The sequence below is a fragment of the Flavobacterium sp. KH_001 genome (genome assembly GCF_057840745.1).
Genome location: NZ_CM174520.1, coordinates 4,330,091 through 4,343,287, shown reverse-complemented (window position 1 = coordinate 4,343,287; position 13,197 = coordinate 4,330,091). Strand labels below are relative to the sequence as shown.

Sequence of the window (13,197 nt, the reverse complement as noted above, 5' to 3'; positions counted from 1 at the left end):
TTTTGAGTTCTTTTTTTTACATGTTATGTTAATTTATAGTACTAAAATAATTTTATGTATAATTTATTTGTATTATTAAGATTTAAAAGTATATTTGTGCAATCGATTACATTATTTGCTTTTTATTGCACTAAAGATTGATTTTGAAGTTAAGACTTAAAAGTAAATCGATTAACCAAAAAACACCACAAATTATAAATTAGAATAAAACCCTTACCATGAATCAAACAAATGAAATTTCTATTGGACAAACTAGTAAATCAACAGGAAGATATCGTTGGAGTATATGTGCTTTGTTGTTTTTTGCAACCACAATTAACTACTTAGACAGACAGGTTCTTTCCTTGACATGGAGTGATTTTATAGCTCCTGAATTTCATTGGACAAATAATGATTATGGAAATATTACGGCTTTATTTTCAATATTTTATGCCGTGTCATTACTTTTTGCCGGAAGATTTGTGGATTGGTTAGATACGAAAAAAGGTTTTTTATGGGCCATTGGAATATGGTCTGTTGGTGCTTGTTTGCACGCATTTTGTGGAATTGCAACATCCGGAATTATTACAGGAAACTGGTTTGTTGGGTTTGAAGGTGCAAAAGATGCTATCCGCATGGTTAACGATACCGGAATGGTAATTAATGTGAGTGTGAGCTTGTTTATTTTTGCACGTTTTGTTTTAGCAATAGGTGAGGCAGGGAACTTTCCTGCAGCAATTAAAACTACTGCTGAGTATTTCCCAAAAAAGGACAGGGCTTTTTCAACCAGTATTTTTAATGCAGGTGCAACTGTTGGTGCATTGGCAGCTCCAATTTCTATTCCGTTTATAGCGGAATCTTTTGGATGGGAAATGTCATTTATTATCATTGGTGCTTTAGGATTTGTATGGATGGGATTTTGGGTTTTTATGTATGATAAACCAGAAAGACATCCAAAGGTTAGTACTGAAGAATTAGCGTACATTCAACAAGACGATATTGCAGATAGTAAATTAGCAGGATATGTTCCTGAAACAACCACAAAAGTGTCTCTTGCAGCTTGTTTTAAATACAAACAGACTTGGGCTTTTGCTTTTGGTAAATTCATGACTGATGGTGTTTGGTGGTTCTTTCTATTTTGGACACCAGCTTATCTAAGTTCGGTGTACGGAATGGATTCTACTGAAGCTGCATTACCATTATTTGTTTTATATATGATTACTTTACTTTCTATTATTGGCGGCTGGCTGCCAACTTACTTTGTAGACAAGAAAGGAATGAACCCTTACGAGGGAAGAATGAGAGCAATGCTAATTTTTGCATTTTTTCCTTTATTAGCATTGATTGCACAGCCTTTAGGATATATTAGTTACTGGATTCCGGTAATTATTATTGGTATTGCGGGGGCGGCTCATCAATCATGGTCGGCTAATATTTTTACAACTGTTGGAGATATGTTTCCTAAAAAAGCAATTGCAACCATTACCGGAATTGGAGGTTTAGCCGGTGGTATTGGTTCTACTATAATCAACAAAGGTTCTGGAGTTCTATTTGATCATGCAAAGGAAACTAATATGGATTTTATGGGCTTTAAAGGAATTGAGGCCGGATACTTTATCATTTTTTCAATTTGTGCAATTTGTTACCTAACCGGTTGGATTGTTATGAAAACATTAGTTCCAAAATATAGCCCGATTACAAATCTTTAAAATGAATTCTCATTTATTAGGATCAATTAATTAATTTTAAAGTAGTTAAGGTTTGGTCTGTAATTCCTTCCAATCTATTTATAAGTGAAAAAACTATAAGTTTAAACTCAAAACAAGTAAATTTTTCATTTGGATTATGATATTTAAAGATAAAAATATAATTTTGTGCAATCGATTACATTAAATTAAAAATTATGACAAAATACAGTTCAAGATACGCGTCAAGCCCTGAAGCAGTAAAACAATATGATACACAACAGTTGAGAAATGAATTCTTAATTGATGACTTAATGCAGGAGAACGAAATTGTATTGACGTATTCTCATTATGACCGATACATTGCAGGTTCTGCTGTTCCGGTAAAAGATCTTACTCTGGAAACGATTGATCCTCTTAAAGCAGGTTATTTCTTAGAAAGAAGAGAAATGGGAATTATCAATGTTGGTGGAAGTGGTTCTGTTGTTGTTGAAGGAACATCTTATGAATTGGGTTTTAAAGATGCTTTATATATTGGAAGCGGAAATAAAGAAGTAATTTTTAAAAGTGCGGACAGTAAAAATCCAGCTAAGTTTTACATAAACTCTGCACCGGCTCACACTACTTATCCTACTGTCAAAGTAAGTTTAGAGCAAGCTAATAAATTGCAGTTAGGTACTATGGAAACGGCAAATCACCGTACCGTAAATCAAATGATTATTGGTAGCGTGGTTACAACTTGTCAATTGCAAATGGGAATGACAGAATTACGACCAGGGAGTGTTTGGAATACAATGCCGGCACACGTACACGATCGTAGAATGGAAGTTTATTTCTATCTAGATATACCGGAAAATCAGGCTGTTTGTCATTTTATGGGACAACCACAGGAAACAAGACACATCTGGATGAACAATCATCAGGCGGTTATTTCTCCACCATGGTCTATACATTCAGGTTCAGGAACTTCAAATTATACTTTTATTTGGGGAATGGCCGGTGAGAATTTAGATTATGGAGATATGGATGTTTGCAAAATAACAGATTTAAGATAAGAAGATGACGAACTTATTTGATATAAAAGGGAAGGTTGCCCTGATTACAGGAAGTACACACGGACTGGGAATGGCAATGGCAAAAGGACTGGGTGAGGCAGGAGCTACAATTGTAGTAAACGGAAATTCTTCTCAACAGAAAATTGATGATGCTGTAAACGAGCTTAAAAGTCAAGGTATAAATGCAGTTGGTTGTAAGTTTAATGTAACTGATGAGCAGGAAGTTATAGCTGCTGTTGCAAAAATACAAGCCGAAGTTGGACCTATTGATATTTTGATTAATAATGCAGGAATCATCAAAAGAATTCCGTTAATCGATATGGAAGTAGCGGATTTTAAAGAAGTGATTGATATTGATTTGGTTTCTCCTTTTATTGTTTCTAAGCATGTTGCCAAAGGTATGATTGAGAGAAAACAAGGAAAAATAATCAACATTTGTTCGATGATGAGTGAATTAGGCCGTAGTACGGTTGGTGCTTACGCTGCTGCAAAAGGCGGTTTGAAAATGCTGACTAAAAATATGGCTACGGAATGGGCAAAACACAACGTTCAGATCAACGGAATTGGGCCTGGTTATTTTGCGACAGAACAAACAAAACCAATTAGAGTTGACGGACATCCTTTTAATGATTTTATCATCAGCAGAACTCCGGCGGCAAAATGGGGTGATGCAAGTGATTTAGCCGGTGCAGCGATATTTTTATCATCAAAGGCAAGTGATTTTGTTAACGGGCATATTTTATATGTTGATGGCGGAATTTTGGCTACTATTGGTAAACCATCAAACGAATAATTCTCAATTATATTAAAAAAGACATGAGTTCAAATAAGACATTCATAAACGACAATTTTTTACTTGAAAATAAATACGCTGAAGAGTTATATCATAATTACTCAAAAAATCAGCCTATCATAGATTACCACAATCACCTGAACCCACAGTTTATTGCTGAAGATAAAATTTTTGACAATATCACACAGGTCTGGATTAACGGCGATCACTACAAATGGCGTGCAATGCGTACGTTAGGGATTAACGAACAATTTGTAACGGGAAATGGTTCTGATAAAGATAAGTTCTTAAACTGGGGAAAAACGGTTCCGTACACCATGCGTAATCCTCTTTACCACTGGACTCACTTAGAATTGGCTCGTTATTTTGATATCTACGAATTATTGAATGAGAAATCAGCTGAGAAAATATATATCGAAACTTCTGAGAAAATAAAATCAGAAGCGTACAGCACGCAAAACTTACTTAAAAAAGTAAACGCTGAATTAGTTTGTACTACAGAAGATCCAATTGATAGTTTAGAGTTTCACCAGAAACTGACTAAAAATCCAATTGGTACAAAAATGAGTACTGCTTTCAGACCTGATAAAGCAATTTTAATTTCGAATGATGGCTATAATGCATACGTAGATACTTTGGGAGATGTAGCTGGCATTGCCATTAATACTTACGATGATTTACGTGATGCTTTGAGAAAGAGAATTGAATTCTTCGGTCAACACGGATGTAAATTAAGTGATCATGGTTTAGATCAAATTTATTTTGAAGAATTTACAGAAGCTGAAGTGGCTTCCATTTTCAAAAAGAAAAGAGAGAACAGAATCATAACTCCTGAAGAGACATTGAAATTCCAAAGTGCAATCTTATTGTTCCTTTCAGAAACATACCATGAATTTGGATGGGTGCAGCAATTTCACTTAGGTGCATTAAGAAATAATAATGCCCGTATGCACAGAATTTTAGGTCCTGATACAGGTTGGGATTCCATCGGAGATTATCCGCAGGCACAAAAACTATCTTCTTTCTTAAATGCATTAGATAGCAAAGATAAATTGACAAAAACAATCATTTATAATCTGAATCCTGCTGATAACGAAGTTATGGCTACGATGATAGGAAACTTCAATGACGGAAGCGTTAGAGGTAAAGTACAATTAGGATCAGGATGGTGGTTTTTAGATCAGAAAGACGGAATGACAAAACAATTAAACGCCCTTTCAAATATGGGTTTAATTAGCTGTTTTGTGGGAATGTTGACAGATTCAAGAAGCTTCTTGTCTTTTCCAAGACACGAATATTTCAGACGTATTCTTTGTAATCTTTTAGGAGATGAAATTCAAAGAGGAGAACTTCCTGCTGATATGGAATGGATTGGAAAACTGGTTTCTGATATTTCGTATAATAATGCAAAGGAGTATTTCAAGTTTTAATTGAGAAGATAGAGTATAGAATATAGAGAATAGAATATAGAGAATAGAATAAAGAAGCAAGAAGAAAGAGTTTTTGATAGCTCAAAACTTTATTTTCTTAATCTCTTAATGGTAAAAAATCTTTACTGGTAAAATAATATATATGAGTAAAATAGTTGCATTCGGTGAAATTATGCTACGTCTTTCGACAGAGCGACACCTGCGTTTCGCGCAATCTACCGCATTTGGAGCTACTTATGGCGGCGGCGAATTTAATGTTTGTGTGTCTTTGGCAAATTATGGTTTAGATGCAGAATTTGTAACAAGATTACCTGAAAACGAAATTGGTGGATCTGCTTTGAGAGAAATGCGAAAAATGAACGTGGAATCTAAAAACATAGTTTTTGGAGGGGAACGTTTAGGAATCTATTTTCTGGAGACTGGTGCCGGCACAAGAGGAAGTAATGTAGTGTATGACCGTACGCATAGCTCGATGGCAACTATTGAAAAAGGTCTTATTGACTGGGAAAAAGTATTAGAAGGAGCTACCTGGTTTCACTGGAGCGGAATTACACCTGCCATTTCTCAAAGTGCTGCAGAAGCTTGTTTAGAAGCTATTAAAGTAGCGCACAAAATGGGAATTACGATTTCCTGTGATTTAAATTACAGATCAAAATTATGGCAATATGGTAAAACGCCAAGTGAGGTTATGCCGGAAATGCTACAATATAGCAACGTTATTTTAGGTGATATTGATACTGCCTATTTTATGTTGGGCATTCCAAAAGCGAATCCAAATTATCAGGATGAAAAATCGCTTCCTGTTTTATACACGAAGCTGTTTGATTTGATTCCGAATTTAAAAACAGTAGCAACGACTTTACGTTATTCTGTAAGTGCTTCACACCAACGAATTGGAGGAGTTTTATTTAACGGAAAAACAATTTATCACGCTGCCGTAAAAGAAGTAACGCCAGTTGTTGACAGAGTAGGAAGTGGAGATGCCTTTATGGGAGGATTGATTTATGGATTGTCACAATACGAAAATGATAATCAAAAAGCATTAGATTTTGCAGTGGCTGCTTGTTGCTTAAAACATACTATTGCTGGAGATTATAATTTGGTGACCTTAAAAGAAGTTGAAAATATGCTTGGTGGTGATTCAGCAGGATTAGTATCAAGATAAAAAATAAAAAAATGGCAAAGTATACAAGAATTGAAGTAGCACAGCAAATGAAAGATAATGGAATGGTTCCGTTGTTTTTTCATTCAGATATCGAAGTGAGCAAGAAAGTTTTAAAAGCCTGTTATGATGGTGGTTCAAGACTAATGGAGTTTACCAGCAGAGGAGATTTTGCTCATGAAGTTTTTGGAGCTTTAAACAAATATGCTTTGGCTGAACTGCCAGGGATGATGTTAGGAGTTGGTTCGATTACTGATGCAGCTTCGGCTTCTTTATATATGAGTTTAGGTGCTAATTTTATTGTAACACCGGTTTTTAGAGAAGATATTGCAATTGCCTGTAATCGTCGTAAAGTATTATGGTCTCCAGGTTGCGGAACACTTACCGAGATTGCGAGAGCTGAAGAATTAGGTTGCGAAATTGTAAAATTATTTCCTGCTGATATCTATGGACCAGAGTTTATAAAAGCAATAAAAGGACCATGCCCGTGGACGAACATTATGCCAACCGGAGGTGTTTATCCAACAGTAGAAAGTTTGTCTTCATGGTTGAACGCAGGAGCAACTTGTGTGGGTCTTGGGTCACAATTAATTTCAAAAGATATATTAGATAACAATGACTTTGATGGCTTAAAAAATATAGTAAGTCAGGTTTTGGATATCATCAAAAATATTAGAAAATAAATAAGGAGTAATCATACCGATTCCTTATTTACATTGCAGTTTTTTTTAGATTTTAACGTTTTGTAATTGAGCATTACGCTTGCTAAATACAGTTTGTCACTCCTCACAGCAAATGGTATTTTACTCTTACAAGTGTAATGTTTCTTTTACAATTAAAAAAAGACTTCTTCCAAAGCAATAAGGTATTTATCGTGGTTATTTATAACGCTTTAATGAATTAAAATGAAACAGTTAAACAGAAAAAATACAGGATTAGAAAAATTACAGCCAATAAAAGTAGTTCAGTTTGGAGAAGGGAATTTCTTGAGAGCTTTTGTTGATTACGCTTTTCATAAACTAAATAAAGATGTTGATTTTAATGCCGGTATTGCGATGGTTCAACCTTTGAAAGATGGTATGGTGCATCTGATAAATGATCAGGACGGTCTTTATACTTTGTTTATGAATGGTATTAAAAAAGGTGAAAAAATACAAGATATTGAGTTAATTACAAACGTTGTAAAAGCGCTAAATCCCTATACTGAATTTGCAGATTATTTAGCTTTAGCCAAAGAAGAAGAACTTCAGTTTATTGTTTCAAATACTACTGAAGCTGGAATTGAATTCATCGAAAGTGATACTCCGGATATGCAACCACCAGTTTCGTTTCCTGCAAAGCTGACTGTTTTATTATATGAAAGATTTAAACATTTCAACGGAGATGCTTCTAAAGCAGTAACAATCATTCCTTGTGAATTGATTGATTATAACTCAGAGACGCTAAAAAAATATATTTTACAATATGTTGACTTATGGAAATTAGAGGATGCATTTAAAATTTGGGTATCAGATGCATGTACATATCACAGTACTTTGGTTGACAGAATTGTTCCTGGATATCCAAGAGCTGAAATTGAAGAATACAATAATAAATTAGATTACCAGGACAATTTAATTGTTGCTGCTGAACCTTTCTTTCTTTGGGCTATTGAAGGCGGCAATGCTTTAAAAGCAAAATTACCTTTTGATAAAACAGATTTGAATGTAAAAATCGTTGATGATATACGTCCTTTTAAAATGATTAAAGTTCGTATTCTGAATGGTGCACACACGGCAATGGTTCCTTTTTCGCTTTTGTACGGTAACAAATTAGTAATGGAAACGGTTAACGGAGATTTTACCGGAAAATTCGTAAACGGCGTTATTAGTGAAATTAGCGAAACTCTTGATATGGACAAAAATGAAATTACAGCCTATTCCGAAGAAGTAATGGACCGATTTAAAAATCCATTTATCAAACATGCGCTTGCAGATATTGCATTAAATTCTATTTCAAAATTCAAAGTAAGAGTTTTACCTAGTTTATTAGGATATTACAATGCTAACCAAAAATTGCCTGTGAATTTGACTTTTTCATTAGCGAGTTTAATTCAATTCTACAAAGGAACCTGGAATAACGAAACATTACCTGTAAAAGATTCTCCTGAAATAGTTGAAGCATTTAAAGATGCGTGGCAATTAGGATCTACAGATTTAGTTGTGACTAAAGTATTAGCGAGCACTGACTTCTGGGGTGAAGACTTAACTAAAATAAAAGATTTATCAGAAGCTTTAGTATTGGCCTTAAATGAAATTGAAGAAAACGGAATAGAACAAGGATTTGCGAATTTCAGCAAACAATATTAATTGGAATAGTTTCTAAGAATCTTAGAAACTTAGCAACTTTAAAAAAAAACGATCATGCAAAAAAAATTAATAAAAGTAAATCCTTCAGATAACGTTGCTGTAGCATTGGTTAATCTGGTTGCTGGCGAAGTAATCAACTTTGAAGGGCAAGATATCACTATCGAATCTGATGTGAAAATGAAGCATAAAATTGCGATGGTTCCCTTTAATGTGGGAGATCGTATTATTATGTATGGTGTTTTGGTTGGTAAAGCAAGTGCAAGAATCGAAAAAGGAGGATTGCTTTCTACTGCAAACGTAAAACACGAAAGTGATAAAGTAACTGGTAAAACAGAAACTATTGGGTGGAATTCTCCAAATATTGATAAATGGAAAGACAGAACGTGGCAGGGTTATCACAGAGAAGACGGGCAAGTTGGAACTGAAAATGTTTGGTTGTTTTTTCCACTAGTTTTTTGTGAAAATAGAAATATCGAAATCTTAAAAGATATTTTTGAGAAAGAATTAATGAAACCAAAAGAGAACGATTATCAATTGTTGCTTCGTTCTTTGGTAAAAACAGAAACTGGCGGTGCTGGTAATGAGGCAGCTTCTAATGATGCTAACTTATTCAATAATATTGAAGTAAAATTCATTACACACCAGGGTGGATGTGGTGGAATTCGCCAGGATTCACATAGTTTGGCTAAGTTATTGGCTGGTTATGTAAATAATCCAAACGTTGCCGGTGCTACAGTTTTGAGTTTAGGGTGTCAAAATCTTCAAATTCAGATCTTTAAAGATGCTTTAGATGCTATTAATCCAAATAGTAAAAAGCCTGTTTTAATCTATGATCAACAGCAAATCGGGACAATTGAAACGATGTTGAGTAGTGTCGTAAAAGATACTTTTGAAGCAATCAAAAAAGCAAATGATATAAAAAGGGAGCCAGCTCCATTATCTAAATTAAGAATTGGTTTAGAGTGTGGTGGTTCTGATGGATTCTCCGGAATTTCAGCTAATCCAACATTGGGAGTTTTATCTGATAATTTAGTTGCCTTAGGAGGAACTACAATTCTTTCTGAATTCCCTGAATTATGTGGAGTAGAACAGGAATTGGTAAACCGTTGTGTAGATGATAAGGACGGAAAACGTTTCTTGGAATTAATGCAATGGTACGAAAAAACAGTTGTAGATGCAGGTTCAGGATTTGACATGAATCCATCTCCAGGTAATATTAAGGACGGTTTGATAACAGATGCAATGAAATCGGCTGGTGCTGCTAAAAAAGGTGGTACTTCACCAATTGTAGGTGTTTATGATTATGGAGAATATATTAATGAACCAGGATTTACCTTGTTGTGTACGCCAGGAAATGATGTAGAATGTACAACTGCAATGGTTGGTTCAGGAGCAAATATGGTTTTATTTACAACAGGTTTAGGAACTCCAACAGGAAACCCAATTGCACCAGTTGTGAAGATTTCATCTAATACGGAACTGGCTAAAAAGATGTCTGATATTATCGATATTGATACTGGTGGAATTATCACAGGAGAAAAATCAATCAATGATATGGCTGATGAAATGCTTGAGTTTATTATTGATGTTGCAAGTGGAACAATAAAAACTAAAGCTGCAATCTTAAATCAAAACGATTTTATTCCTTGGAAAAGAGGAGTTTCTTTGTAGAATTTTTTCACCATATAAGTGATATAAGGTTATATTACATATAATACTTAGTAAAGGCAGCTCATTTAAAGGCTGCCTTATTTTTTTTTTACCATATAAGTGATTATAAGTTCCTATTATAACACGTGCAAAAAAAGGCAGCTTATTTAAAGGCTGCCTTTTGGTGTATTTCGATGCGAAGTTCGCTTATATGGACCTGTTATGATGAACTACTTATAAGCTGCATTTTAAATTATGTGCAAAGTAAAATGAACTTATAATCACTTATATGGTGGAAAAAAATTACGATGTTGTTCTGGACGAAGACTTACGAATGTGTAATTCTGGTGCGAGAACTACCTTTTTTTCAATTTTAATAGTATGTGTTTTGTCTACCTGTTCAAGAAAAACACGCGCTGACATTTTTCCCATTTCAAGTGGTGATTGGTCTACAGATGTAATCGATAATTCCATGAATTTGGTAAAAGGTTCATTACTAAATCCTGCCACACAAAATTCTTTAGGAATACTGATATTTCTTTCTTTCAATTCCTGAATAGCCCCCAGAGCTGCAAAATCACTCGAAGAGAATATTGCGTCAGGCGGAGTTTCCAGTTGTAACAACGTTTCAACAGCGTTTTTTCCGGCTTCAACACTACTTTTAACAGGAACAACATATTCTTCTTTAAATAGCATTCCATTATCCAACAATGCTTGTTTATAACCCAAAAACCTGTTTTTGAAAATTTCAAGAGATTGATCTCCTGATAAATGAGCAATGCATCTGCAGCCTTCGCTTATTAAATGTTTTGTGGCAATGTAACCGCCTTTAAAGTCATTGATAGTTACCGAGCTTACACCATCAATATGTTTGCTACGGTCAAAAAAGATAAGTGGAACATTTTTCTCTAATACATTACGAAAAGCGGCGTCATTCTCAGTGCTTACAGCTGTTACAGACATTAGAATTCCGTCAACCTGAGCATCTATTAAGGTATATAGATTTTCACTTTCTCTTTTTAGATCTTCATGAGTTTGACATATAATAACTTGATATCCATGAGGCTGGAGTTCTTCTTCGATACCACGGATTACCGAAGCGAAAAAGTTACTGTCAATACGAGGAACAATAACGCCTATGTTATTACTTCGGCCGCTTTTTAATGCTAAAGCAAGTTTGTTTTGCTTATAGTTCATTGATGCAGCGGTTTTAATTACCAGGTCACGTGTGCTTTCTTTTATTTTAGGATTATTGTTCAATGCCCTAGAAACAGTAGCGGCGGTGATATTTAATTTTTTGGCAATATCATAAATGGTTATTTTCTCGCTCATTCAAAAATATTTTTTGATTTATTTTAGACAAAAGTACATTTTTTTTATATAATCTAACTCATTATGTTATCGATTACCATAATATAAAAGTTAAATCGTTTTCAATTTCACAATGATAATAAATTATGTCTTTTTTTACACAAAGTGTAAATAAAATTACTAATAAAAATTAAATATATAAATTTTTTCTAAATTAATTTGGTGCATTCAATGTATTTTTCTACTTTCGTGTAATCGATTACATAATTGTTGCTTTTTATTCAGGAAATGATAATAAATATAACTAAATGATTACAGCTAAGCCTTTACTATTGAAAACAACCGTGCTTTTTAGCGCTGTTATTGTATTGGTTTTATCTTGTGGAAAGCAGATTTCTGCTGTTTCTGAGACTGATCCGTGGAAAAAAAAGGATTTGATCATAAAAGGTATGCCTAAAACACACTTTTTGAATAAAGATTATAATGTAACTGACTTTGGTGCTGTATCCGACGGAAAAACAATGAATACTGCAGCTTTTGAAAAGGCTATTAATGCATGTTCAGAAAATGGAGGTGGAAAAGTAATTGTTCCAAATGGAAAATTTCTTACCGGATCGATTCATTTAGAAAGCAATGTGAATTTATACTTAGAAGATAAAGCGGAGATTCTTTTCAGTATAAATCCAAATGATTATCCTATAGTTCATACTTCATGGGAAGGAACTGAATTGATGAATTATTCTCCTCTTATATATGCTAAAAATAAAACTAATGTTGCTATAACCGGAAAAGGAACTCTTAACGGACAGGCTAACAATACAAACTGGTGGGTTTGGTCAGGAGGTAAAAATTATGGCTGGCAAAAAGGTGTTCCTTCACAAAATGATCCAAACAACAGAGAGGTTTTAGTTGATATGGCAGAAAAAGGTGTGCCGGTTTCAGAAAGGGTTTTTGGAGATGGACGTTATTTACGACCAAGCTTTGTTGAATTCTTTGAATGTAATACGGTTTTAATTAAGGATATAACCATAATAAATGCTCCGTTTTGGATTCTTCATCCTTTAAAATCAAACAATATTATTATTGATGGAGTAACTGTAAATAGTCACGGACCTAATAATGACGGTTGTGATCCTGAATATTCTCAAAACATAATTATTAAAAACTGCACTTTCAATACTGGTGACGATTGTATCGCTATTAAATCAGGTAGAGATGCAGATGGTAGAAGAGTTGCAATACCAAGTAAAAATATTATCGTGCAAAATTGTAAAATGATTGACGGACACGGTGGTGTTGTTATTGGCAGCGAAATTTCTGCAGGAGTAAACAACGTTTTTGTTGAAGACTGTGTAATGGATAGTCCGAATCTGGACAGAGCAATTCGCATTAAAACAAATTCAAAAAGAGGAGGCATTATTGAGGATGTTTTTGTTCGCAACATTGAAGTGGGAACAGTTAAGGAATGTGTTTTAAAATTAAACATGTTTTATAATGTATACGGATCACAAACCGGAAATTTTATACCTGTTATCAGAAATATTAATCTTGAAAATATAAATGTAAAAAACGGAGGAAAGTATAGCGTTTGGGCTGAAGGTTATGAAGTATCTCCTGTGGAAAATATCACACTTAAAAATGTGGTAATTCACAAAGTAGATTCCATTTATAAATTGAAGAATGTAAAAAATATCAATTTTATTAACACTTATATCAATGACAAAAAAGTAAAACCAATTAAAAATTAAAAGAAAAAACTATCACTTAACCACAATTAACCAAAC

General features: G+C 34.0%; 10 protein-coding genes. 9 read left to right on the top strand and 1 reads right to left on the bottom strand.

Going from position 1 to position 13,197, the window contains the following annotated elements:
- The first annotated feature begins 218 nt into the window (after positions 1 to 218).
- The 8 genes from AC3ITQ_RS18555 (at position 219) to AC3ITQ_RS18520 (ending at position 10,123) form a co-directional block, all read left to right on the top strand.
- Positions 219 to 1,688 carry an MFS transporter gene (locus AC3ITQ_RS18555; protein WP_489235623.1) on the top strand — a complete coding sequence of 490 codons (1,470 nt, stop codon included), beginning with the start codon at positions 219 to 221 and terminating at the stop codon, positions 1,686 to 1,688.
- A 194-nt stretch (positions 1,689 to 1,882) separates the two neighbouring features.
- The gene (gene kduI / locus AC3ITQ_RS18550) at positions 1,883 to 2,719 is read left to right on the top strand and encodes a 5-dehydro-4-deoxy-D-glucuronate isomerase (RefSeq protein ID WP_489235622.1); all 837 of its coding nucleotides are present in this window, start codon (positions 1,883 to 1,885) and stop codon (positions 2,717 to 2,719) included.
- A gap of 4 nt (positions 2,720 to 2,723) precedes the next feature.
- Positions 2,724 to 3,512, top strand: coding sequence for a gluconate 5-dehydrogenase (locus AC3ITQ_RS18545; protein ID WP_489235621.1), 789 nt, complete (start codon positions 2,724 to 2,726; stop codon positions 3,510 to 3,512).
- Positions 3,513 to 3,535: 23 nt separating this feature from the next.
- The gene (uxaC, locus tag AC3ITQ_RS18540; RefSeq protein WP_489235620.1) at positions 3,536 to 4,942 is read left to right on the top strand and encodes a glucuronate isomerase; all 1,407 of its coding nucleotides are present in this window, start codon (positions 3,536 to 3,538) and stop codon (positions 4,940 to 4,942) included.
- A gap of 142 nt (positions 4,943 to 5,084) precedes the next feature.
- Positions 5,085 to 6,107 (top strand): PfkB family carbohydrate kinase, encoded by a 1,023-nt coding sequence (locus tag AC3ITQ_RS18535; RefSeq protein ID WP_489235619.1) that lies wholly within the window; start codon positions 5,085 to 5,087, stop codon positions 6,105 to 6,107.
- Between the two features lie 11 nt (positions 6,108 to 6,118).
- On the top strand, positions 6,119 to 6,787 hold the full coding sequence (locus AC3ITQ_RS18530) for a bifunctional 4-hydroxy-2-oxoglutarate aldolase/2-dehydro-3-deoxy-phosphogluconate aldolase (RefSeq protein WP_489235618.1): 669 nt from the start codon (positions 6,119 to 6,121) through the stop codon (positions 6,785 to 6,787).
- Between the two features lie 222 nt (positions 6,788 to 7,009).
- Positions 7,010 to 8,452 (top strand): tagaturonate reductase, encoded by a 1,443-nt coding sequence (locus AC3ITQ_RS18525; RefSeq protein ID WP_489235617.1) that lies wholly within the window; start codon positions 7,010 to 7,012, stop codon positions 8,450 to 8,452.
- 54 nt (positions 8,453 to 8,506) lie between these two features.
- Complete coding sequence (locus tag AC3ITQ_RS18520) at positions 8,507 to 10,123, top strand: UxaA family hydrolase (RefSeq protein ID WP_489235616.1); 1,617 nt, start codon at positions 8,507 to 8,509, stop codon at positions 10,121 to 10,123.
- 282 nt (positions 10,124 to 10,405) lie between these two features.
- On the opposite strand, the gene AC3ITQ_RS18515 is transcribed toward AC3ITQ_RS18520, so the two are convergent.
- Entirely contained in the window at positions 10,406 to 11,434 is a 1,029-nt protein-coding gene (locus AC3ITQ_RS18515) for a LacI family DNA-binding transcriptional regulator (protein ID WP_489235615.1), read from the bottom strand.
- Between the two features lie 287 nt (positions 11,435 to 11,721).
- Between AC3ITQ_RS18515 and AC3ITQ_RS18510 the strand changes: the two genes are divergently transcribed.
- Positions 11,722 to 13,161 carry a glycoside hydrolase family 28 protein gene (locus AC3ITQ_RS18510; protein WP_489235614.1) on the top strand — a complete coding sequence of 480 codons (1,440 nt, stop codon included), beginning with the start codon at positions 11,722 to 11,724 and terminating at the stop codon, positions 13,159 to 13,161.
- Positions 13,162 to 13,197 lie beyond the last annotated feature (36 nt).

Excerpts from the sequence above, each read along its gene's own strand:
- AC3ITQ_RS18555 (WP_489235623.1), top strand. The coding sequence starts at position 219 with ATGAATCAAACAAATGAAATTTCTATTGGACAAACTAGTAAATCAACA.
- kduI (WP_489235622.1), top strand. The coding sequence starts at position 1,883 with ATGACAAAATACAGTTCAAGATACGCGTCAAGCCCTGAAGCAGTAAAA.
- AC3ITQ_RS18545 (WP_489235621.1), top strand. The coding sequence starts at position 2,724 with ATGACGAACTTATTTGATATAAAAGGGAAGGTTGCCCTGATTACAGGA.
- uxaC (WP_489235620.1), top strand. The coding sequence starts at position 3,536 with ATGAGTTCAAATAAGACATTCATAAACGACAATTTTTTACTTGAAAAT.
- AC3ITQ_RS18535 (WP_489235619.1), top strand. The coding sequence starts at position 5,085 with ATGAGTAAAATAGTTGCATTCGGTGAAATTATGCTACGTCTTTCGACA.
- AC3ITQ_RS18530 (WP_489235618.1), top strand. The coding sequence starts at position 6,119 with ATGGCAAAGTATACAAGAATTGAAGTAGCACAGCAAATGAAAGATAAT.
- AC3ITQ_RS18525 (WP_489235617.1), top strand. The coding sequence starts at position 7,010 with ATGAAACAGTTAAACAGAAAAAATACAGGATTAGAAAAATTACAGCCA.
- AC3ITQ_RS18520 (WP_489235616.1), top strand. The coding sequence starts at position 8,507 with ATGCAAAAAAAATTAATAAAAGTAAATCCTTCAGATAACGTTGCTGTA.
- AC3ITQ_RS18515 (WP_489235615.1), bottom strand. The coding sequence starts at position 11,434 with ATGAGCGAGAAAATAACCATTTATGATATTGCCAAAAAATTAAATATC.
- AC3ITQ_RS18510 (WP_489235614.1), top strand. The coding sequence starts at position 11,722 with ATGATTACAGCTAAGCCTTTACTATTGAAAACAACCGTGCTTTTTAGC.